Source organism: uncultured Virgibacillus sp. (assembly GCF_947495635.1).
Lineage (GTDB): Bacteria > Bacillota > Bacilli > Bacillales > Amphibacillaceae > Virgibacillus > Virgibacillus salarius.
Genome location: NZ_CANMAB010000049.1, coordinates 1 through 21142, shown reverse-complemented (window position 1 = coordinate 21142; position 21142 = coordinate 1). Strand labels below are relative to the sequence as shown.

22 protein-coding genes and 1 pseudogene are annotated in these 21142 nt (G+C 36.7%); 1 reads left to right on the top strand and 22 read right to left on the bottom strand.

Annotated elements, in window-relative coordinates:
• Positions 1-99: 99 nt before the first annotated feature.
• The 13 genes from nth to Q1A47_RS11740 all read right to left on the bottom strand — a co-directional run bounded on the left by nth (position 100) and on the right by Q1A47_RS11740 (position 12935).
• On the bottom strand, positions 100-759 hold the full coding sequence (gene nth, locus Q1A47_RS11800) for an endonuclease III (RefSeq protein WP_121605100.1): 660 nt from the start codon (positions 757-759) through the stop codon (positions 100-102).
• Positions 760-763: 4 nt separating this feature from the next.
• The gene (locus Q1A47_RS11795; protein ID WP_205601735.1) at positions 764-1444 is read right to left on the bottom strand and encodes a DnaD domain-containing protein; all 681 of its coding nucleotides are present in this window, start codon (positions 1442-1444) and stop codon (positions 764-766) included.
• Positions 1445-1669: 225 nt separating this feature from the next.
• Positions 1670-2962 (bottom strand): asparagine--tRNA ligase, encoded by a 1293-nt coding sequence (gene asnS, locus Q1A47_RS11790; RefSeq protein ID WP_121605098.1) that lies wholly within the window; start codon positions 2960-2962, stop codon positions 1670-1672.
• Positions 2963-2983: 21 nt separating this feature from the next.
• On the bottom strand, positions 2984-4168 hold the full coding sequence (locus Q1A47_RS11785) for a pyridoxal phosphate-dependent aminotransferase (protein WP_026680990.1): 1185 nt from the start codon (positions 4166-4168) through the stop codon (positions 2984-2986).
• Positions 4169-4198: 30 nt separating this feature from the next.
• Positions 4199-4729, bottom strand: coding sequence for a DUF5590 domain-containing protein (locus Q1A47_RS11780; protein WP_026680991.1), 531 nt, complete (start codon positions 4727-4729; stop codon positions 4199-4201).
• Entirely contained in the window at positions 4692-4862 is a 171-nt protein-coding gene (locus tag Q1A47_RS11775; RefSeq protein WP_080668675.1) for a YpmA family protein, read from the bottom strand. Before Q1A47_RS11775 ends, Q1A47_RS11780 begins: the two co-directional genes overlap by 38 nt.
• Before the next feature lie 262 nt (positions 4863-5124).
• Positions 5125-7926 carry an ATP-dependent DNA helicase DinG gene (dinG, locus tag Q1A47_RS11770; protein ID WP_026680992.1) on the bottom strand — a complete coding sequence of 934 codons (2802 nt, stop codon included), beginning with the start codon at positions 7924-7926 and terminating at the stop codon, positions 5125-5127.
• Positions 7927-8037: 111 nt separating this feature from the next.
• Complete coding sequence (locus Q1A47_RS11765) at positions 8038-9030, bottom strand: biotin--[acetyl-CoA-carboxylase] ligase (RefSeq protein WP_026680993.1); 993 nt, start codon at positions 9028-9030, stop codon at positions 8038-8040.
• The gene (locus Q1A47_RS11760) at positions 9006-10208 is read right to left on the bottom strand and encodes a CCA tRNA nucleotidyltransferase (protein ID WP_026680994.1); all 1203 of its coding nucleotides are present in this window, start codon (positions 10206-10208) and stop codon (positions 9006-9008) included. Before Q1A47_RS11760 ends, Q1A47_RS11765 begins: the two co-directional genes overlap by 25 nt.
• 13 nt (positions 10209-10221) lie before the next feature.
• Positions 10222-11349, bottom strand: a complete 1128-nt coding sequence (gene bshA / locus Q1A47_RS11755; protein ID WP_026680995.1) for an N-acetyl-alpha-D-glucosaminyl L-malate synthase BshA — start codon at positions 11347-11349, stop codon at positions 10222-10224.
• The gene (gene mgsA, locus Q1A47_RS11750) at positions 11346-11768 is read right to left on the bottom strand and encodes a methylglyoxal synthase (RefSeq protein ID WP_121605893.1); all 423 of its coding nucleotides are present in this window, start codon (positions 11766-11768) and stop codon (positions 11346-11348) included. The genes bshA and mgsA overlap by 4 nt, the downstream gene beginning before the upstream one ends.
• An 18-nt stretch (positions 11769-11786) precedes the next feature.
• Positions 11787-12584, bottom strand: coding sequence for a 4-hydroxy-tetrahydrodipicolinate reductase (dapB, locus tag Q1A47_RS11745; RefSeq protein WP_026680997.1), 798 nt, complete (start codon positions 12582-12584; stop codon positions 11787-11789).
• A gap of 24 nt (positions 12585-12608) precedes the next feature.
• Positions 12609-12935 carry a nucleotide pyrophosphohydrolase gene (locus Q1A47_RS11740; RefSeq protein ID WP_026680998.1) on the bottom strand — a complete coding sequence of 109 codons (327 nt, stop codon included), beginning with the start codon at positions 12933-12935 and terminating at the stop codon, positions 12609-12611.
• 200 nt (positions 12936-13135) lie between these two features.
• Between Q1A47_RS11740 and Q1A47_RS11735 the strand changes: the two genes are divergently transcribed.
• Positions 13136-14008, top strand: coding sequence for a YitT family protein (locus Q1A47_RS11735; protein WP_205601734.1), 873 nt, complete (start codon positions 13136-13138; stop codon positions 14006-14008).
• 268 nt (positions 14009-14276) lie between these two features.
• Here the strand turns inward: Q1A47_RS11735 and Q1A47_RS11730 are convergent, their stop codons facing one another.
• The 9 genes and pseudogenes from Q1A47_RS11730 to Q1A47_RS11690 form a co-directional block, all read right to left on the bottom strand.
• The gene (locus tag Q1A47_RS11730) at positions 14277-14966 is read right to left on the bottom strand and encodes a zinc metallopeptidase (RefSeq protein WP_026681000.1); all 690 of its coding nucleotides are present in this window, start codon (positions 14964-14966) and stop codon (positions 14277-14279) included.
• 47 nt (positions 14967-15013) lie between these two features.
• A pseudogene (locus Q1A47_RS11725) lies at positions 15014-15133 on the bottom strand (sporulation protein YpjB); the annotation flags it as partial.
• A gap of 238 nt (positions 15134-15371) precedes the next feature.
• A complete protein-coding gene (locus tag Q1A47_RS11720; RefSeq protein ID WP_026681002.1) occupies positions 15372-15950 on the bottom strand; it encodes a DUF1405 domain-containing protein in 579 nt (192 codons plus the stop codon).
• A gap of 110 nt (positions 15951-16060) precedes the next feature.
• Positions 16061-16843 (bottom strand): menaquinol-cytochrome c reductase cytochrome b/c subunit, encoded by a 783-nt coding sequence (locus tag Q1A47_RS11715; RefSeq protein ID WP_026681003.1) that lies wholly within the window; start codon positions 16841-16843, stop codon positions 16061-16063.
• A gap of 16 nt (positions 16844-16859) precedes the next feature.
• On the bottom strand, positions 16860-17534 hold the full coding sequence (gene qcrB / locus Q1A47_RS11710) for a menaquinol-cytochrome c reductase cytochrome b subunit (protein WP_026681004.1): 675 nt from the start codon (positions 17532-17534) through the stop codon (positions 16860-16862).
• A 6-nt stretch (positions 17535-17540) separates the two neighbouring features.
• Positions 17541-18053 carry a ubiquinol-cytochrome c reductase iron-sulfur subunit gene (locus tag Q1A47_RS11705; protein ID WP_026681005.1) on the bottom strand — a complete coding sequence of 171 codons (513 nt, stop codon included), beginning with the start codon at positions 18051-18053 and terminating at the stop codon, positions 17541-17543.
• A gap of 139 nt (positions 18054-18192) precedes the next feature.
• Complete coding sequence (locus Q1A47_RS11700; protein WP_026681006.1) at positions 18193-18651, bottom strand: DUF2487 family protein; 459 nt, start codon at positions 18649-18651, stop codon at positions 18193-18195.
• A gap of 92 nt (positions 18652-18743) precedes the next feature.
• The gene (locus tag Q1A47_RS11695; RefSeq protein WP_026681007.1) at positions 18744-19319 is read right to left on the bottom strand and encodes a ReoY family proteolytic degradation factor; all 576 of its coding nucleotides are present in this window, start codon (positions 19317-19319) and stop codon (positions 18744-18746) included.
• A gap of 39 nt (positions 19320-19358) precedes the next feature.
• Positions 19359-20630 (bottom strand): lipopolysaccharide assembly protein LapB, encoded by a 1272-nt coding sequence (locus Q1A47_RS11690; RefSeq protein ID WP_166530095.1) that lies wholly within the window; start codon positions 20628-20630, stop codon positions 19359-19361.
• Between the last annotated feature and the right edge of the window lie 512 nt (positions 20631-21142).

Genomic DNA, 21142 nt, shown 5'->3' with positions numbered 1-21142 from the left:
GAAGATGTCGAGGAGGTTGAATTCCGTACCCGAGTTAAGTTTCAATCATAGGCGATCTCCATTTTAATTAGATAAACAAAAAGGATATCCTTAGTCATTTTATGACTTTTGGGAAGCAGTGCGCATCCGCTTTTGCCCTTCTCTACACACCTCTAACAGTGGACATTCTGGACAGTTTGGATTTCTTGCTTTACAATGATACCTGCCAAAAAATATCATGCGATGATGTGTTTCGCTCCATTCCTCTTTTGGCACTTTCCGCATCAATGTTTCTTCTACTTCTATGACCGTATCCTTCCATCTACAAATACCTAGACGCTTTGATACACGCTCAACATGCGTATCCACAGCTATTGCAGGCTCACCGAATGCAACAGATGCTACCACATTTGCCGTTTTTCTACCAACTCCAGCTAATTTAACAAGCTCTGTTTTTGATTTTGGGACAATACCACCATATTCCTCCAAAAGAACGGTACATAGTTTACGGATATTTTTTGCCTTATTCCGATATAAACCAATTGACTTAATATCGTTCTGCAGCTCCTCTAAAGGCACTGCAAGATAATCCTCTGGTGTTTTATATTTCTTAAATAATTCTTTCGTTACTTTATTTACTAATGTATCCGTACACTGTGCGGATAAAAGTACTGCTATAACCAACTCAAAAGGATTTTCATGCTCCAGTTCACATTCAGCATAAGGAAACATTTTTTTCATTTCATCTAAACAAAATCTAATCTGTTTTTTATTCAGCATCTGCTTAGTCTTCTCCTTCTAGCCAATTATAATAAAATGAGGTATCTCTTTTTTTGGTAGGCTGATTTGTTCCTGTTTGCGAAGAATGGAATTGCTTACTTGCATTTCTAGCTTGCTCCACTGTATGGATTCCTTTTTTCTTCCATTCTCTTAGAATTCTGTCAATATATTTAAAATTAAGCTTGCCCATCAACACAGATTCTCTTAATCCTGCTTTAATTAAAGCAGGTGAAATATGATCTTGATCAAGCCACGCATTTATCGTCTCTATTTCAAACGGTGAAAGCGGACGGCCAAATTCTTGTTCAAATAAGATAAATATTGTTCCGTCAGTAGACGCTTCCTGTTGTTGTATATCCGATGAAAATAATTTATTCCAAAGCGGGGTTAAACAATAAGCTTCACTTAGTTTCTCCCCTTCCCTTTCCTGCTGCTTAATAGCTAGCATATCCTTTTGAATCAGTGCCCGTAATAAATGTGCACATTCCTTTTCATCCATTGTAACATAGGCAGCTAACTGATCAGGTGTAGGAAAATCAACCCTATCCTGTAAGAATCGTTGAATCTGTAATAAGAGCATTACTTCCTTTTCATTGAGCCCTAAATCCTTATATGCTAAGAATAATTCTACAGGAATCTGTATTTGGTTTAACAATATATCTTGAATGGAAATTTGCTTCGTCATCATAGCACCTCATTAAAAGTATAGCATGTTGTTAAAATAATAAAATCCCTTGCTCTAAAAGACAAGGGATTTTATTACAGGTTAATGGGCTGTAAAAACCCCAACCTCAAAAAACAGCAGCGGTTCATAAACGCTTATACGTTTAAGGTTTGTTCCTTTTAAACCGACTATATATTGGAATTAGCGATAAAAAAGCTGATAGCTAGTCACTAAAAAAATCCTCATTTATGGATAAAGCCGGTTAAGTAATCTTGGAAAAGGAATTGTTTCACGTACATGATCTACACCAGATATCCAAGCGACTGTCCTTTCTAATCCTAGACCAAAACCTGAGTGAGGAACACTACCGTATTGCCTTAGCTCTAGATACCATTTATAGGCTTCGCCTGTTAAGTCATGCTGTTCATAGCGCTCTTTCATAAGCTCTAAATCATCAATACGTTGCGAACCACCTATAATTTCTCCATATCCCTCAGGAGCAATAAGATCTGCACATAAAACAACATCCGAACGATTAGGGTCAGGCTTCATGTAGAATGCTTTAATCTCTGCTGGGTAATTTGTGATAAATACTGGCTTATCAAAGCTTTCAGCAATCGCAGTTTCATGAGGTGCACCAAAGTCTTCTCCCCATTCAATATCCGTAAATCCTTTGTCTTTTAAAAGATCAATCGCATCATCATAAGAGATTCGTGGGAATGGTGCTTTTACCTTTTCTAATTTTTCAGTATCTCTTTCTAATACCTGTAATTCTAGCTTACAATTTTCTAAAACACTTTGCACAACAAAGCTCACGTAATTCTCTTGAATTTCAAGACTTTCTTGATGGTCAACAAAAGCCATTTCTGGTTCAATCATCCAGAACTCAATCAAATGTCTGCGTGTTTTCGATTTTTCTGCTCGAAAAGTAGGACCAAAGGAGAATACTTTACCAAAAGCCATAGCAGCTGCTTCCATATATAGCTGACCACTTTGTGACAAATAGGCTTCCTCGTCAAAGTATTTTGTGTGAAATAATTCCGTTGTTCCTTCAGCGGAAGAACCTGTTAGAATAGGAGGATCAATTTTTACATATCCGTTCTCATTAAAGAATTGATACGTTGCGCGAATAATTTCATTTCGTATTTTCATTACAGCATGTTGTTTTTTAGAGCGTAGCCATAAATGACGATGATCCATTAAAAACTCAGTTCCATGCTCCTTAGGAGTTATTGGAAAATCAATGGACTCATGTATTAATTCAATATCACTTACTTGCATTTCATAACCAAACGGAGAGCGGGTGTCCTCAACAATTTTACCAGTTATGTAAACAGAGGATTCTTGGGTTAAATTTTTAGCCAGTTGAAAGGTTTCTTCACTGACATCATTTTTAACAACTACTCCTTGTATAAAACCAGTACCATCACGTAGTTGCAAAAAGGCAATCTTTCCACTTGAACGCTTATTGGCGAGCCATGCTCCCATGGTAACTGTTTGATCATTGTGTGCTGGTGCTTGTGAAATAGTTATTTTCAAAAAAATTACCTCCTGATACGATTAAGATTGGTGCTTTAATACAAATCGTTTTATTCGTGTAGCTGCCTCTATTAAAGCTTCCATTGATGTGGCATAGGATAGACGCACATTATTTGGTGAGCCGAACCCAGAGCCTGGTACAAGTGCAACTTTTTCCTCTTCTAACAAAGCACTTACCCATTCATCCACAGAAGCAAATCCATTATTTCTTGATGCTTCTTCTACATTTGGAAACAGATAGAAGGCTCCCTTCGGTTTAATACAGGTAACACCTGGTATTTCAAGTAAGAGTTCATAGAGTTTTTCTAGGCGTTCGGCAAATACCTGCTTCATCCCTTCGACAGGTTCTCCGTCCATCTGATATGCTGCAAGAGCTGCATATTGCGCAATAGATGTAGGATTTGATGTTGAGTGTGAAGCTAAACTTGTCATTGCCTTTATGATAGCAATAGGTCCAGCTGCATATCCAATTCTCCAGCCCGTCATAGCATGTGACTTGGATACCCCATTTATAACAACAGTCTGTTCCTGCAAATCGCTAGAAAGTTGAGCAATTGAAATATGTGGATCCCCTGAGTAAATCAGCTTCTCATAAATTTCATCTGAAACGATAAGTATATCATGCCTTAAACAAACTTCTCCTATTTGCTTAAGTTCTTCCTCTGTATACATCATACCTGTTGGATTACTAGGTGAGTTTATAATTACAGCTTTCGTTTTATCAGTTATCGCATTTTCAAGTTGTGCTGGTGTCAATTTAAATCCGTTTTCTTCACTTGCTGTCAAAAATACCGGACTGCCACCTGCTAACTTAACCTGTTCTGGATAGCTAACCCAGTATGGGGCAGGTATTATTACTTCGTCCCCTTCATTTAGCAATACTTGAAATAATGTATAAAGTGCGTGTTTTGCACCTGTTGTGACAATAATTTGATCGGTCGAATAATCCAGGTGATTATCTGCTTTAAATTTAGATACGATCGCTTGTTTTAGCTCCACTATTCCACCCGATGGCGTATATTTAGTCATTCCTTCACGCATTGCGTTTTGTGCAGCATTTAAAATGAATTCTGGTGTATTAAAATCAGGCTCACCCGCTCCTAGAGCAATGACATCATGACCTTGCTTTTTTAATTCTTTGGCTTTTGCTGTTATTGCTAAGGTTGAGGATGGTGTTAAGGTTTTTACTCGATTTGCTAGTTCCACTAATATCACCTTTCTATGTTAGCATTCCTTTTAATTAAACATTCGTTTTAAACGATACTGCTCATACCTAGACCCATCATAGATCGATAAATAATCCAACACATATCGACCAGATTGATCTTTATAAGTAAGTTCCCAAAGAGCATTTTCATTTACAAGTGCCGGTGTTATTTTTACAAATTCACATTGATTACACTGCTGTTTCCAATCATCTATTATAGCATCTTCTGCTATAATTTCCGATTGATTAATCGTCGTCAAATTTTTCTTTTTTCCTTCAAGCGGATAGAAAATAATTTTTTCTTCCTTACCATCTTTTCCAAACACGACATGATAGGCCTTTTCTCCATTGAATGTTTTGATGGCTGTTACTTCTGTAAGGGCGTTCGCCTTTAATAATTGCCTTTCTGTTTCAGCATAGCCTGCGGTTTTACTTTCTTTTAAATCGACATATAGAAATATCATATAAATAAAACAGGAAATTAGGATAATTATGCTAATCAGTAAGCTCCATTTTAACCATTTAGGTCCGGTAAATCGTGAAGATTGCCTGATCCTCATCGTTATCATCCAATGCTAGACCGAACATTAAATCCTGCTCTTTTAATGTTCTATTTAAACTATCAACTATTTTATAAAGATCTGATGAATATTGGAGCTTAACTGTTGATAATGTTTCTATTTTATTATCCATCTTATCCCTCCAGTAAAATACCCTTTTTATCAAAAAATTGTTAATCATACTTTCGCAAGCTAAGTGAAACCTATATATATGCTGAAATAAAATAAACTCAAACACATACGTATAGTATAACAAGCTTATAGCAAGTTGTGTTTTGTTTTTATTGTTTTTAGCAAAATTTTTCTCACCCATACCACTTCTTTATTACTGATGCTCTTGCCTCGAGCATCAGTCTTTTTTGTACATGCACCTTTCACGTTTTATGGCTTCACCACTAAAACCAATTCTTGGCTTTTTCCATGAGCTTCTGAGTAGAATCAACAGATAATGGAACAGGTGGAATAGAGTCGATAAAATATTTGCCGTAGCGCGCCTTAACCATTCGTGCATCACATACAAATACAATTCCTCTATCACTAGAAGAGCGAATTAATCTGCCGAACCCCTGTTTAAATCGAATGACGGCATTAGGTAAAGAAAATTCCATAAACGGATTTTTTCCTTGTTCTTTTAAATAGGCGGATTTAGCTTCGTGTACTGGATGATCTGGGGGTTGAAATGGCAATCGCACGATCATTAAACACGATAAATCTTCACCTGGAATATCCACACCCTCCCAGAAGGAACTTGTTCCTAATAGAATGGCTTGATTAAAGGTCTGGAAATTTTTCTTTAATCTGGCTCGGCTACCACTTGAGATTCCTTGAGCAATTAAGGCATAACTACTTAGGTCTAATGTTTCCTTCAAAAGGGCATGAGCCCGCTTTAACATATCGTAAGAAGTAAACAGTACTAGCATCCTTCCTGCTGTTATTTCTGCCAATGAAATAATTGATTCACATGTAGCATATATAAATTCATCGATATTTCCATATTTGATATCTGGAAAATCGTTCGGAACCATTAATTGAACTTGATCTTTATAAGAAAAGGGCGATTCAATTTGTTTTGTAATTAACCTGTCAGCACTAATACCTAATCTATCCTGAATAAATTGAAAGGATTGATTCATGGTCAATGTAGCACTTGTTAAAATAATACTTTCTTTACTAGCAAAGAAATCTTTTGCTAGTAAACCGGCAACATTTGTTGGCTCACTATATAAATAAACTGCATTCTTTGCTCCATAAGCTTCAATTTCTATCCACTTTACTTGCTCGCTTGTTTCTTCGACAAGGAAAAGCTCTTCAAGTCGATCAATATAGCTTTGCAGCTGCTCTGTATGTAATTGGATACGCTCTTTATCCTGTCTTTCGATCTCTTCTTTCTTTTCTAAGTAATGTACCATAACAGCTAATCCGTGGATTAAATCACGCAGATAAAATAGTAAACGATTAACCATTTCCTTAATGGCATCCCATTTCTCAGGATGTTCCTTTTCATGAGAGAATCGATATTGTGTTCTTCCAATATCACTTAAAGTCTTGTTTGACTTATGTTGATCTACTACATATTGAAATAAATGACGAAATAAATCATCTGTTTCATATTTAGCTTCCTCAATAATATAATCCCATTTTTCTAATGGAAGCTGATCATGATTTATTTGGTACGTATTAATTAGATTCGTTAGGAGCTTGTTATCTTCTGTTTTTCCTAACTGATTCAACATATACTGCATGTGAATATAATCTAGCTTAAGTCCATAATGTCTTGATGCCGTATCCTCCAAATGATGTGCCTCATCAATTATTGCTTTATCATAACTTGGGAGTAACTGATATTCATTAAACATATCCGTGCATAGTAAAGCATGATTTGTAATAACAATATCTGCACGCTGAGCTCTTTTACGCGCCTTCTGATAATACGATCTAGCAAACCAAGGTGAAGTCGGATCAACATTTTCTTCCGTATCAGCAGATATACGTCGAAAGAAGAGGTAGCCACTGGATGGAAGTTGAATTTCATCTATATCCCCTGTTACGGTCTCTGTCAACCACACAAGTATTATCGCTTTTGTTAAGGCAATATCGTAATTGTCCTGTTGAGAATCACGTAATTCATGTTCCAATTTTTCCAAGCTAATGTAATGGGACTTCCCTTTCAGTAAAGTCGCATGTAATGGGAAATTAACTAATTTATTTACCATCGGTAATTCTTCTTCTAATAATTGTGATTGTAGCTGAGTAGTAAACGTACTTATGACAATCCGTTTCTGGTCTTTGATTGCTTCATATATTGTAGGAATAAGGTATGCGAGCGACTTTCCCGTACCTGTCTCTGCCTCTATGAATGCGTGTTGGTGACTCTGAAAGGCATCAAAAATTGTTTCTGACATCTCACGTTGACCGACGCGCTTTTCATAGTTATTTATTTGCTTTTCCATTGCTCCATTTTCTTCGTATATATGATCCAAGTACTCACCAAACGATAAATCAAGCGTGCGAACTTGGTAAGACTGTGGTTCCGTTTGACGATAAGCGAGTCCCCGATATGTTTCTATACCAGATATATCCTCAGAAGAAAAAAGTAAAGCCTGCTGTCTAGAGTGAAGTAATTGATATACATCTGATTTTAATGTTTTCTCTATTTTCAACAGCTGTTCTATTGTTTCATAAGGTAAAGATTCTAATTTCTCCTTTAATCTTAAAAACAGCTTTGCTGTTACATATGCATCTGATAATGCACGATGTGGCTCATTATGCTGCAACTTAAGATATTCAGACAACTGGCTTAATTTAAAGCTTGGAGATCTCGGAAATAAGATTCTTGCTAGTTCAACAGTATCAAGTATCGGGGTTGTTAATTTATTCCTACCACAGTTTTCTAATTCAGTATTTAAAAAACCTAGGTCGAAAGGAACATTGTGTGCGATTAAATAGCTGTCTTCAAACAAACGTGTTATTTCATCGGCTCTTTCTTCAAATAAAGGAGCATCCTCTACATCTTTGTCAGAGATTCCTGTTAAATTTGTAATAAATAATGGAATTTCCTTTCCTGGATTTAGTAAGGTGGAATAGCTATCAATGATTGTATTATTTTCGATAATTACAAGACCCGCTTCGATAATCTTATCCTCTTTACCTGGAGCGTTACCAGTTGTTTCTAAGTCAATTACAACATATCTTTCCATCTTTTCACCTCACTTCTAGCAACCAGTACATCAATTCGTTTTACATCGTATTTATCATAACAGGATTTCGTTTGTGGTCAATATAAAATGAGCTTCACTTTTAACGGTAAATTACGCTTTTTTATTAAACCAATCAATTTCCCCAGAATACAAGCGTTCTACTTTACCAGACTCATTTCTGATTAATAACGCCCCATCAGATGCAATCCCTGCAAATATTGCTTTCTTCTTCTCCTGTAATGTGTAAATCGTTATCCATTCACCTATTTTAAAGCCGTAAGCTTCCCATTTTTTCTTTATCTCAACAAAGCCCTTTTTCATATACATATCATACGTCTTTTCAAACGTACATAAAAATTCTTGAATAATTGACTGAATAGACCATGATTGATTCGTTTCAATTTGTAATGAAGTGGCTCTTTCTTGGATTTCTTCTGGCCAATCTGATAATTGCTGATTAACGTTTAGACCAACACCGATTACTACGTATTGAATTTTATCTTGTTCTGCCTGCATCTCGGTCAATATGCCAGCACATTTCTTTTGATTGGCAAATAATATATCATTGGGCCATTTGATCAAAGGTTCTGTACCTGTCATGTCACTTATTGTATCAGCTAATGCTACTGCAGTTAATAATGTTAATTGCGGAGCAAGATATGGCGGTAACTCTGGCCGTAAAATCATACTTAACCACATGCCGCTGCCTCTTTTGGAATGCCAAGCTCGGCTCATTCTTCCCCTACCGATTTTTTGCTCATCAGCAATAACGACGGTACCATGTCCTTTGTTCTCCTTGGCTTCTTGATGTGCAACAACTTGGGTTGAATTCGTGACTTCCCTATGAATTACTTTTTTTCCAAGCCATTTCGTCTTAAGTCCCCATTGTATCGTATTTTCAGTTATCCTTTCGGGAAAACCGATAATTCGGTAGCCCACCTTTGATTTTGCTTCTATTTGGTAACCATCTCGCTCTAGTTCCTTCATATGTTTCCAGATAGCGCTTCGTGAGATATTTAGTTTTTCTGAAAGCATCTGTCCAGAAATATAATCCTCCGTATGTTCAGCTAATAATTTTATTAACTTATTTCGGGTGGATTCCATTTTATCCACTCCTTTATCGTTTCGTATTGATTAGGTAAACCATGTAAAACAATTTGTTTTTCAAGGTTATTTAATAGATCGTTAATCCATGGCCCCTTTTTGTAACTAGGAAATAAACGTATGATATCATTTCCGTTCACTGCTAGTTCTGTTCTTGATTTAATCGGCAGTGTTTCGTAAATTCCCCATAAATCCGTGAGTTGAATCGGACTTGTTGGATCGACTATACTCGCCACCCTCACGAATGACTCATATAAATATTCAGGAAGCTGATATACCAGCAGCGGTGATACCCCTAATTTTTTCCATGTATCTATGTGCATCGACAGTTGAATTGCTTCGTTCTTCACTTTGTTTGAACATTTCCATGCTTTTGTCCACATCGATATGTTAAGTGATGGCTTTAATAAATGGCAAACAGCCATTACCTCACCAAACGAATATAGAGGTTGCTTAATAGAAGCAACGTCATGAAATAGCTGCTCATGATCCTTAAATACAGGAAGATATTTATAAACACCGGTATCTCTCAAATACGTGCAACCTTGCGAAATATAATTTCCTGCAAAAAATTTCGTGAATTCATTGGTAATCCTTTCAATCGCTAAATTACCAATCTGCTGCTTCACTTGTTTCATATGCTTTAGTGTCGTTTCATCAATTTTAAAGCCAAGCTGACTACTAAATCGTAATGCCCGAATTATTCGTAACGGATCTTCCATAAATCGCTCTCTTCCATTCCCTACTGTGCGAATAATTCTATTTTCAAGGTCCTGCTTGCCCTGAAATAAATCAATTATGGCGCCATGACGACTCATGGCTAAAGCGTTTATCGTAAAATCCCTTCTTGCTAAATCCTTATCAATTTTGTCGATATATGTAACCGAGTCAGGATGTCTCTGATCGGAATACGATCCATCCACTCGAAATGTGGTTACCTCAAAAGATTCTTTTTCAAAGCGGACAATAACAGTTCCGTGCTCAATACCTACTGGTATAACGTTATGAAAGATCTCTTGTAAAAACTCGGGTGTTGCTGATGTTGCAATATCTATATCTCCTACTGGTCGATTTAATAAATAGTCCCTGACACATCCACCAACAAAAAAAGCCTGATGATGATAGCCCTCAATTCGTTCAATTACTTTTATTGCTTTTTGGAAAGATTCATTATACATATGATCACCATTTCTACGGAGTATCTAATACTTTATCATATAATCGTTCATAATGTTCAACGATTTCTTTAGAATGAAATTGCGTATGAACCATTTCAAGTGCATTCGCAGCGAACCGTTGATGTTGTTCTTGATTGGATAATATCTTTATCGCATAAGTTGCTGCTTGTTTTGTATCACCAAGCTCAGTAATATAGCCAGTTTCTCCATGCTGTATTACTTCTGGTATTCCACCGATATTCGTCCCGATACAAGGAACTCCACAAGCCATCGCCTCTAGTAATACTAGTCCAAAGCTTTCCTTTTCAGAAAGCAGCAGCTTTAAATCGCAAATCGATAATAATTCATTAATGTTCTTTTGTTTCCCTAAAAATAATACTTTTTCATCTAAACCTAGCTCTTCAACTAAGGCTGAAGCAGTACCATACTCTGGTCCATCACCAATAAGTAGAAGTTTGCTTGGTATATTTTCTTGGATTAGCTGAAACGTTTGTATGACATCTGGAAGCCGTTTTACTTTACGAAAATTAGAAATATGCACAACCACTTTTTCTTCTGGGGCTATCCCATACTGCTCCTTGATAATTGGCATCTCTTTACGATAATACTGCTTTTCATTTACAAAATTATAGATTACTTCTATTTCTTTATTAACATGTAATAAATCTGCAGTATGATCAGCTAAATAATGTGAAACCGCGGTTACGGCATCTGACTTTTCAATTCCATGCTTAATCATGTTTTTAAATATATCATCGATTGCTAATACAGTTATATCAGTTCCGTGTAGTGTTGTTACAATCTTCACATCATGTTCTGCGATATCCTTCGCTAAAAGCGCACTTATGGCGTGGGGCATTGCATAATGAACATGTAAGATATCAAGCTTCTCTCTGTTAATAACCTCTGCCATTTTTGCTGCCAGCGCTAAATCATATGGTGGGTATTGAAAAACTGGATAATGATTTAATTCTACCTCATGAAAATATATTCGAGGATTAATTCGATTTAATCGAAATGGCAAGCTTGATGTAATAAAATGTACTTCATTCCCTCTTTCTGCTAAGAGCATACCTAATTCAGTAGCGATTATACCTGATCCGCCAACACTAGGATAACAAGTAATGCCTATTTTCCTCATTTGCGATTATCCTTTTCCTTCTTTTCTTTTACGATCTCCCTCCATTGGAAATCGCCATTGTCAAGGCCCCTGACAAAGATTTCTGCTGCTGCAATGTTAGTAGCCAGTGGGATGTAATAAACATCGCATAATCGCATCAAGGCACTAACATCAGGCTCATGTGGCTGAGCTGTTAATGGATCTCTAAGAAAGATGATCATATCCATTTTATCATTTGCTATCATTGCTCCAATTTGTTGATCTCCACCTAGTGGTCCTGATTGAAATAAATTCACATCAAGACCCGTTGCCTCAGCTACCATCTTTCCTGTTGTACCAGTTGCATATAAGTTATGCTTCTTTAACGTATGTTGATAGGCAATACTAAAATTAATGATATCTTTCTTCTTTTTATCATGAGCAATTAATGCAATGTTCATTTTCATACAATTCCCACCCTATAATATATTTTCCAAACCATATATAAGCCGTCGCTCTTCCATTACCTTGTTAATTCCAAGTTTAACTCCTTCCATAAAGGAAGCACGATCCATAGAGTCATGTTTTATGGTAAGTGTTTGCCCATCGCTTCCGAATATTACTTCTTGATGTGCAACCAGACCAGGTAAACGTACACTATGGATCTTAATCCCATCTATATCAGCGCCTCTTGCACCAGGCAATGTTTCTTTTTCGTTTGGATGCCCTTGCTTTTTAGCTGTTCTTGTTTCTCGGATTAATTCAGCTGTCTTAATGGCTGTTCCAGAAGGAGCATCTAGTTTGTTATCATGATGCTTCTCAATAATGTCCACGTCAGGAAAATATGTAGCAGCCATTTTTGCAAACTTCATCATTAAGACAGCTCCGATTGCAAAGTTTGGCGCAATCAAACAGCCGACATTTTGAGAATTTGAAATGGAGCTTAGCTCCTCTATTTGTAATTCGGAGAAACCGGTCGTCCCGACTACAGGACGTACATGGTGTGCTAGAGCAATTTTTGTGTGCTGGTAACCTGCTTCAGGAACAGTCAAATCAACCAGTACATCTACCTCATTATTCTCATTAAAGCAAGTCTCAGCATCCTCATATATCGGAACGTCGATGGAAAAATGAGGAACTACCTCTTGTAACGTTTTTCCTCCATGTTTACGATCAATACATGCTACGAGACGAAATTCAGTTTCCTTTTCTACCATTTTGACTGCTTCTGAACCCATTTTTCCTCTTGGGCCTGCTATTACAACGTTAATTGCCATGTGACATTCTCCTTTTATGTATAACTAGTCTTTTCTGGTCCATCTATGTTTATCGCGTGATTCAATTTTAGTTATCGATGAATGAAATGCTTCCGATAAGTCTATATCCAATGAGTTAGCGAAACAAGAAAGCACAAAAATAATATCACCTAATTCTTCCTCTACTGTCCTTTCCTGTTCGGAAGGCTTTTTAGGCTTTTCGCCATAATAATGATTTACTTCTCTTGCTAGTTCTCCAACTTCTTCCGTCAATCTAGCCATTAAACTTAATGGAGAGAAATAACCTTCTTTAAATTGGCTGATATAGTTATCAACTCGTTCTTGTATCTCTTTTGTAGAGTAATTGGTTATAGTAATGGAAATCTCCCCCTATATTCATATTTGCTACTATTATCGTAGCTAATCCACGTTGTTTTGACAAATATTTAATTCATAACCCTTCCATTATGGAACTTTTTTAAACTTCCTAAAAAAATAGAATTGTTCTTTATAGATAGTTTGTCTATACTGTTAATAGGAATGGACATCGTTAGAAAGTAGGAGGTTTTCGTTTGATATTTGGATTAAAAGTAAAAAATATACTATTTATTTTATTAGGATCTGCCATATTTTCTTTTGGTATTGTTCACTTTAATATGCAGCACAATCTAGGTGAAGGCGGATTTACTGGAATTACGCTATTGCTATATTTCCTTTGGAAATGGGATCCAGCGATTACAAATATAATTTTAAACATTCCACTATTTTTAATCGGCTGGAAGTTTCTAGGACGAAATTCATTTATATATAGCATAATTGGGACTGGAGCGGTATCACTGTTTCTAAGTATATTCCAAATCAATCCATTTGATTTGCATCTTGAATCAGACATGACTCTAGTCGCGCTCTTTGCAGGGGTATTTATCGGGGTAGGTTTAGGAATTATTTTCCGGTTTGGCGGTACCACTGGTGGTGTCGATATTATTGCAAGGCTCGTTAATAAATATGTTGGATGGAGCATGGGGAGAACCATGTTTCTCTTTGATTTTATCGTCATCATGACTTCTGTATTTGCAATATTAGACTTAAAGCAAGGGATGTATACATTGTTAGCTGTGTATATCGGTGCCAGAGTCATTGACTTCCTACAGGAAGGGGCATATTCAGCAAAAGGGGCTACCATCATCTCCAGTCAAAGTAATGATATTGCTGCCAAAATACTGAAAGATATGGATCGAGGTGTTACTGTATTAGAGGGGAGAGGGAGCTTCTCAGGTGACAAACGTGACGTATTATACTGTGTCGTAGCAAGAAACGAAATTGTACGCTTAAAAAATATCATTAATAGCGTTGATCCACATGCATTTGTTGCTGTTAGCACCGTCCACGATGTACTCGGGGAAGGCTTTACATTAGACGAAAACAAAAATCCTATACAGGAATAAAAGCAAAACCATTTCTTTAAGAGGGTACAACAATCGAATTAGAACTTAATTCGAGATAATTGTCTACCTCTTCATACCTTACTCAACATAAAGGAGGGTTCTGGGCGCTGAAGCTGGAAGCGGCTCAATACGCCCATCTTGATCCGCATCGGTTAACTTTATAATTTCCTAAACAATCAAAAAGAAACACGGACCGTGATGTTCATACACTATGGTCAGTGTTTCTTTTATTTAATGGGCTGTTAAAATAACCCCTTCTTCATTCTTACTAATCATTATTTGATGCAACATACATCAAGATAAACCGCACTAATTCAGCAACTGCTACTAGTGCCGCTGCAACATAAGTTAATGCCGCTGCATTTAGCACTTTCTTTGTTTCACGTTCTTCGTTATTTCGAATTACACCCGAAGATACAAGCTGAGCCATCGCACGATTCGATGCATCAAATTCAACAGGCAACGTTACGAGCTGAAATAGCACTGCTGCTGACATGAAAATGATACCAAATAGGAATAATCCTCCCATGTTAAGGAGTATACCTGCAAGAATAAGAAAGAAGGATATATTTGATCCAAAACTTGCTACAGGTACCAATGCACTTCTAAATCTTAGGAAGGCATAGTCTTCTGCATCTTGAATAGCATGTCCAACCTCATGTGCTGCCACAGCGGAAGCAGCCATGGATTGACTGTGATAGTTTCCAGTAGAAAGTCGAACAACCTTTTTTCTCGGATCATAATGATCCGACAATGTACCTTTAGTTTCTTCGATTGTTACATGATATAATCCATTTTCGTCCAAAATTTTACGAGCAACTTGTGCACCAGTCATATACGATGATGTTGCTTTTTTAGAATATTTTTTATAGGTATTCTTAACCTTTGATTGTGCCCAAATTGGGATTATCAATAGTAAAGCTAGATAAATGAGGTAACCGCCAAAGCCACCTAACATGTTTGCATTCCTCCTTGTTAAGGTCAATTTTAGTCAAAAATAGGTAGTTAGTCAACTATTTTATCTTTTTTAGCTTTTTTCCTCGATTCACCTTTATATTTTCTCCAACTAACGTAGGTTAATGTAATCCCAATACATCCACCAACAATTATAACTGTCCAAATCAGCGGAAGAAGGTCCCCGTTTTGCTTTGGTGGTTCCTTTGCTTGCACGAGCACGCTTGCTTCAATCATGATAGGCTGTATATGAAAATAACCAATCATCCCTATGATCACTAATATGCATGTAATAACCGAACCCAGTTTGTTTTTTATCATAGCGATCACCCCATATTTAGCTTCTAACACTAATGTATGATACGGGATAATATTATATAACAGTGATATTTTTGCAGTTGGTGGGCCGTTAATTATCGTGTTCTTTTTTACGTATCGTCAGATAATAAGCAATGAAAATGGATACAATACTCAACCAAAATGTAAAATAACCAATTTCGTTCATATATTCGGTGAGCGATCCGTATACCGGCATCATTTCAAATACATAATCAATAATGTCATTATGTAATGTCCACACTGCTGCTACGGCAATATGACGAAGCTTTATTTGATAATAGGGGGCATATAATAACCCTTGGATTGCCATTGCACCATGCGAAGCAATAAGCATATATCCTTGCCAATTTAGCGAACCATCAACAGCTAGTGTAAGTAAATTCATTACTACCGCCCATATACCATACTTAAATAACGTAATGATACCCAGTGCCTCTACATACGGTACATGCCTGTTGAACATAAAAAATAAAAGAAAGATCGTAAAGAATAAGCTAGCTGTGGGACTGTCAGGAACAAATATTAAAAATATGTCAGGGGTTACGGATAACTGACTTTCATACCATTTGTAACCATAAATGGTACCTGCTAAATTGATAAAAAATAAAAGCATTAAAAAGCGTTTGTCCAATAATATGCATTTTATCAAGAAATCGTTCCTCTTTTCCTAGAGATTCAATACATTACTCACGAATATTTGAGTAGAATGATAAAAAACACCCCCACCAATCTGATTGGCAAAGGTGTTTTTATTAATTCTTATTCCTGCGATTGCTCATTTACCGATACTATAAAGTCAACAAGTTGTTGCAATTCTTCATCTGTACCAGCAAATTGACCAGGAGGCATTGATCCAGTACCATCTTTAGCAATGGTAGCAATCTCTTCAGCAGAATGTTCTGTACCAATTAATGCTGGAGCAGCTGCACCACCCTGTAGGTCTTCACCATGACAGGACATACAGCTATTCTCATAAATTGCATATCCTGGATCTTCTGTGTCTATTGCAACCTCTTGCCCTGGAGGTATTGGTTTATTTGCCTCAGCACGTGATTCCCAATCAACATGAGATGCAGATTCGTACGTTAACCAAATAACAGAAGCAAGAGCCAATAGCATCATACCAACTGCTACCGGACGCTGATGAGGTCTTCTTCCTGGTCCATTATCAAGGAATGGAGCAAGTAATAGCGCTCCAAAAGCGATACCTGGTAAGACCAATATCCCCATAATAATAAAGTCTCCACTAGCGAATTGATATTTGAGTAATTCATATAAGAACAAGAAGTACCAGTCCGGCAATGGAATATAGGATGCATTTGTTGGATCGGCCATTCCCTCTAAAGGAGATGGATGAGCTAAGGTCAAGCACAAGAACCCAACTAAAAACACAGCACCTACCAACCACTCTTTTAATAAAAAGTTGGGCCAGAAAGCTTCTGTTCTACCGGGATATTCGGAATAATCTTTTGGTACATTCGGTTTTCTTTCAGCAGAGATACGAGAATCTCCGACAAACTTCATACCTTTACCCTTATGCAATGCTTTCCCCTCCTTTTTATAGCGGTCCTGAAATACCTTGTCTACGTATTAATATAAAGTGTACTGCCAATAGTCCAAATAAAGCTGCTGGCAGGAAGAACACATGAATCGCAAAGAAACGTGTTAGTGTTTGTGCACCAACGATATTTGCGTCACCAGCTAATAGCGTTTTCAATTGCTCACCAATAAACGGTACTTGTTCGGCAATTTCCAAGCCAACCTGTGTTGCAAAATATGCTTTATTATCCCATGGTAGTAGATATCCAGTGAATCCAAGTCCAAGCATAATAAAGAAAATGAGAACTCCAACGATCCAGTTAAGTTCACGTGGTTTTTTATAAGCTCCTTGGAAAAACACTCGCAACGTATGTAATAACAGCATTACGATAACAACACTAGCGCCCCAGTGATGCATTCCACGAACAATTTGTGCATGTGCAACCTCTGTTTGTAAATAGTAAACAGACTTCCAAGCATTTTCAATGTCTGGAACATAATACATCGTTAGAAACATTCCAGATAGAATCTGAATAACTACTACAAAAAATGTTAACCCTCCAAAACAATATACAAATGCAGAAAAATGATGTGCTGGGTTAACATGTTCAGGTACTTCGTGGTCTGCAATATCGCGCCAGATTGGCGTAATGTCTATGCGATCGTCTATCCAATCATAAATTTTTTGTAGCATAAATGATTACGCCCCCTCTCTTGGTACTGCGTCGCCTAAGAATAACATACCTTCTCGAACTTCTGATTCATAAACATCCAATGGTTTTAAAGGTGGTGTGCCAGGCACATTTGTCCCATCTTTATAATAGCGTCCATCATGACATGGGCAGTAGAACTGATCAGGGTATTGGTCATTTCCTTCCCAAGATACAACACAACCTAGGTGTTTACAAATTGGGGAAAAGGCTTGAATTTCATCTTTGTCATTCTTGAATACCCAAGCTGATCGGTTTACTTCAGATTCATACCAGCCATCCACTTGGTTCACTTTCCAATCAATACGCTGAGGCTCTGTAGTAATATCCTCAACAGCTAGACTGACATTCGTCAAGTCACCATGACCAGATTCTTGTAACACTGGATCAACTGCCATTCGCAACATTGGTGCAAGCATTCCAGCTGCCATGAAACCGCCAACACCTGTAAGCGTATAATTTAAAAACTGTCTACGGGATACTTGCTGCTTCTTTTCACTCATGATTTTCCCCCCTCTTTTACAATGATCACGGACAATAATAGTTTAATCAGATTACTAGGACATTAACCATGATAGCGCAAACTGTTTGTCCGGTCAATAAATATTCATATTTGTTAACAAAAAGTTTTTTAATTATTCATTACCAATAAGACCGGATTAATTCACTAATTTGATCCACCTGATCACGAACAAATCGATGCATCTCAGCTGAATGTAGATCACCAGATTTCATTCCAGGTAGCCACAGTAAGGTTCCTTTCAGTACTTGTTCGTGTTTCTTCCAGGAAGCATCTAATGTCAGAAAGAATACATGGGAGAACGGCTGCTTTTGAATCTCCGTTATCCAACCATGCAATCTTTCTATTTCCTCTTCTTTTGTTGCATGCTTAACATAGTAGTAAGAAGGAGTTAGCATGACTCTACCTGTAAGTTCTTTTTCTAGGTCATTAGCTAATACTGTAGTTAGTTCATTTTGAAATGCATTTTTTTCAAGCTCTGATTCCGTAGACATTTGATATGGAATTAATGGTATCAGAATGGTATCAATGTATTCTTTTGCTTCCAGATATTGAGCTAAATCCGCTTTATTCCATTTCATATAGTTATCAGCCTTTCTATATTGTTTAACAGCATTGCCAAAAATATTACACTATGTGTAAATATTATCTTATTAACACAAAAAAAATCAACCTATTGCTTTAGCAATTTAGGTTGATGAGGGTTACTTGCTTCAAGCGATTTTAATTCATTCGATAATTTAATAAAAGCTTCCTGATTCATTTCGTCCAACGCAAGATCAATTTTTTTATGCAATTGCTTTTTCTTAAAATCAAAAATCGATTGATCTAATAATTGCTTCGCAAGCTCTTGGTCTTTTTGAGTAATGAAATATTCATCTGGAATAAACGGATTCTCTTCTAATACAGCAATGTATAACGCATTTTGATATGATTTCTTAAAATTTAGTTGTAAATACAATGGTTCGTGCTTATTCAAGCGAATATCATGAAAGGATTTCTCTGCATCACTTGTAACCAATTGATTTTTGTAGAAACGAAAGGCTGTCTCCTCTGAACAATGACTTGTTATGATAATTCCTCTAGGGCAAAATTTAGCTTCCCTAACAAAATGGACGTTGGTAAGTAACTCATCATGGTTCACTAGATAATTTAGTATCCACACGCTCTCACGTTTTTTTAACTGATAATGATTTAAAAACCACTGGATAAAACTCTTTTTATCTTCTACGGAAACTGGTGTTTGCATGAGTGACTTTGCCCCCTTCACGATTCATCTAAGATCATTCTATAACTCTTTTTCACTATCTGATTGCTTCAACCGAGCAAGGAACTCACTAATATCATCATCTATTGGATGCGTTGTTAGATATGCCTCAAACACAGGTATTGCCTCTTTCATCCTCCCCTCCTCTGTTAAGAAGTAACCATATTCCTTAAGAAAGTCAGTATCATCTTTAAGGTTAGTATATGCAGCATTATAGTGTTTTAATGCATTATCATATGATTCCGTTTCATTATATGCACGGGCAAGCTCCCATTCATACTGAGGGTCATCTGCTCCTGTATGTTTAATTTCGATAATTAAGTCAATAATTCCTTTAAAATCTGCTTTATTTTTTAATAATTCAATCAAAAATAAGATGGCTTCTTTAAAGTCAGGATCTATAGCAATGGCTTCCCTAATATGCGTTTCACTCTCCACATCATTCTCAAGCTTATGGGCAAGCATGCCGGCCATAAAATAGAGTTCTTTATTAAAGGTATCCACTTTAATGCCTTTTAGGGCTGTTTCATAAGCTTTTTCCACTAACCCCTCCTCTTCATACACTTTAGCCAATTGATAATATGCAGTATGATAATACGTATCAATCTCAATAACATGTTCCCAAGCTTTTCTTGCAATATCGCTTCTTCCCGCTTGATAAGCAGTGAATCCATATTTAAATAAAGAATCCGGATTTTCGCTATCTTCATCTTGATAATAGGTCAATGCTAGTTCATATTCTCCAGAAGCGGCATAAGCCTCTGCAATTCGATCATTGATAGAAACATTAGCAATTTCCTTTGCTTTAGGAAGAATTTTTTCGTAATAATTTGTTGCCTTTCGATAATCTCCTGTAGAGAAATATAATTCTGCTAAAGCAAAGTCCAGAATAGGTTCATTAGGATCGCGATTCTTTGCCATCAGTAATTTTTGCTCAGCTACTTCAAATAAACCCTGTGCTTGATATAAATCAGCTAGCTGAATCAACGTCTGTACATAAGCCGGATCATCTTCTTGAATTTCGTTTAATAATTGTATGGCTGCTTCATCATCTTCCAATTCGATATAAATATCAGCCAAGGTTACCTTTAGTTCTCCTTCTGCAGGAAACTGTTGTATTAATGCTTGTAGTAATACACTTGCTTTTTGAAGATATCCCCATTGGATGTACAATTCAGCAATCGTATATTTCTCTTCCTCATCAGCCATGGGCAGATAATTCTCTAAAAGCTCGATCGCTTTTTCACTCTGCTTTGCTTCCATTAAATGAACAGCTTCCATTATTGTTTCCACATTAAACGCTCCTTTTGTATATATAAATCAAATGATTCCATCCGTGTGTGAAAATTTAGTAGTACACTTTATCATAACGAAAATAGGAATGATGTTCAAAATAAAAGCATGACTTCGGAGATATTACCACCGATACAGACATCCAATATCACCGTACTCCTCTCATAACGAAGCCTCTATATAGTCACTTGTTTACTTGAGATTTCTCCATATGCGAGCTTCTCATCTTTAGCTATTATTTTGATTCCACTTATCATCTGAAGCAATTAGTTGCTTCAAAACGACTGGTAGTCTAGAGGGAAAGAAACAGCTGAAAATAGCACGTTGGATAACTAACGTATACCAACTAAACAATAGCTTGGCGTGAAATCCCTTTTCTATTATAAGAAAAACGGAGCAAAATTCGCTCAGTCCTTATCACTAAATGCTCAGATCTACGCTTCCTCTAGTAGCTATTATGGAATAATAGCTACTGCTTGCTTGACCACCACTCCGGCTGCCCACTTCCCTTT

Coding starts and splice junctions, on each gene's coding strand:
- Q1A47_RS11760 (WP_026680994.1), bottom strand. CDS start 10,208: ATGTATAATGAATCTTTCCAAAAAGCAATAAAAGTAATTGAACGAATT.
- Q1A47_RS11730 (WP_026681000.1), bottom strand. CDS start 14,966: ATGTTAGGTGGCTTTGGCGGTTACCTCATTTATCTAGCTTTACTATTG.
- Q1A47_RS11695 (WP_026681007.1), bottom strand. CDS start 19,319: ATGCAAACACCAGTTTCCGTAGAAGATAAAAAGAGTTTTATCCAGTGG.
- Q1A47_RS11700 (WP_026681006.1), bottom strand. CDS start 18,651: ATGAAATGGAATAAAGCGGATTTAGCTCAATATCTGGAAGCAAAAGAA.
- Q1A47_RS11765 (WP_026680993.1), bottom strand. CDS start 9,030: ATGGAATCCACCCGAAATAAGTTAATAAAATTATTAGCTGAACATACG.
- nth (WP_121605100.1), bottom strand. CDS start 759: ATGCTGAATAAAAAACAGATTAGATTTTGTTTAGATGAAATGAAAAAA.
- dinG (WP_026680992.1), bottom strand. CDS start 7,926: ATGGAAAGATATGTTGTAATTGACTTAGAAACAACTGGTAACGCTCCA.
- Q1A47_RS11795 (WP_205601735.1), bottom strand. CDS start 1,444: ATGACGAAGCAAATTTCCATTCAAGATATATTGTTAAACCAAATACAG.
- Q1A47_RS11775 (WP_080668675.1), bottom strand. CDS start 4,862: ATGGATAATAAAATAGAAACATTATCAACAGTTAAGCTCCAATATTCA.
- Q1A47_RS11780 (WP_026680991.1), bottom strand. CDS start 4,729: ATGAGGATCAGGCAATCTTCACGATTTACCGGACCTAAATGGTTAAAA.
- qcrB (WP_026681004.1), bottom strand. CDS start 17,534: ATGCTACAAAAAATTTATGATTGGATAGACGATCGCATAGACATTACG.
- Q1A47_RS11705 (WP_026681005.1), bottom strand. CDS start 18,053: ATGAGTGAAAAGAAGCAGCAAGTATCCCGTAGACAGTTTTTAAATTAT.
- dapB (WP_026680997.1), bottom strand. CDS start 12,584: ATGGCAATTAACGTTGTAATAGCAGGCCCAAGAGGAAAAATGGGTTCA.
- bshA (WP_026680995.1), bottom strand. CDS start 11,349: ATGAGGAAAATAGGCATTACTTGTTATCCTAGTGTTGGCGGATCAGGT.
- mgsA (WP_121605893.1), bottom strand. CDS start 11,768: ATGAACATTGCATTAATTGCTCATGATAAAAAGAAGAAAGATATCATT.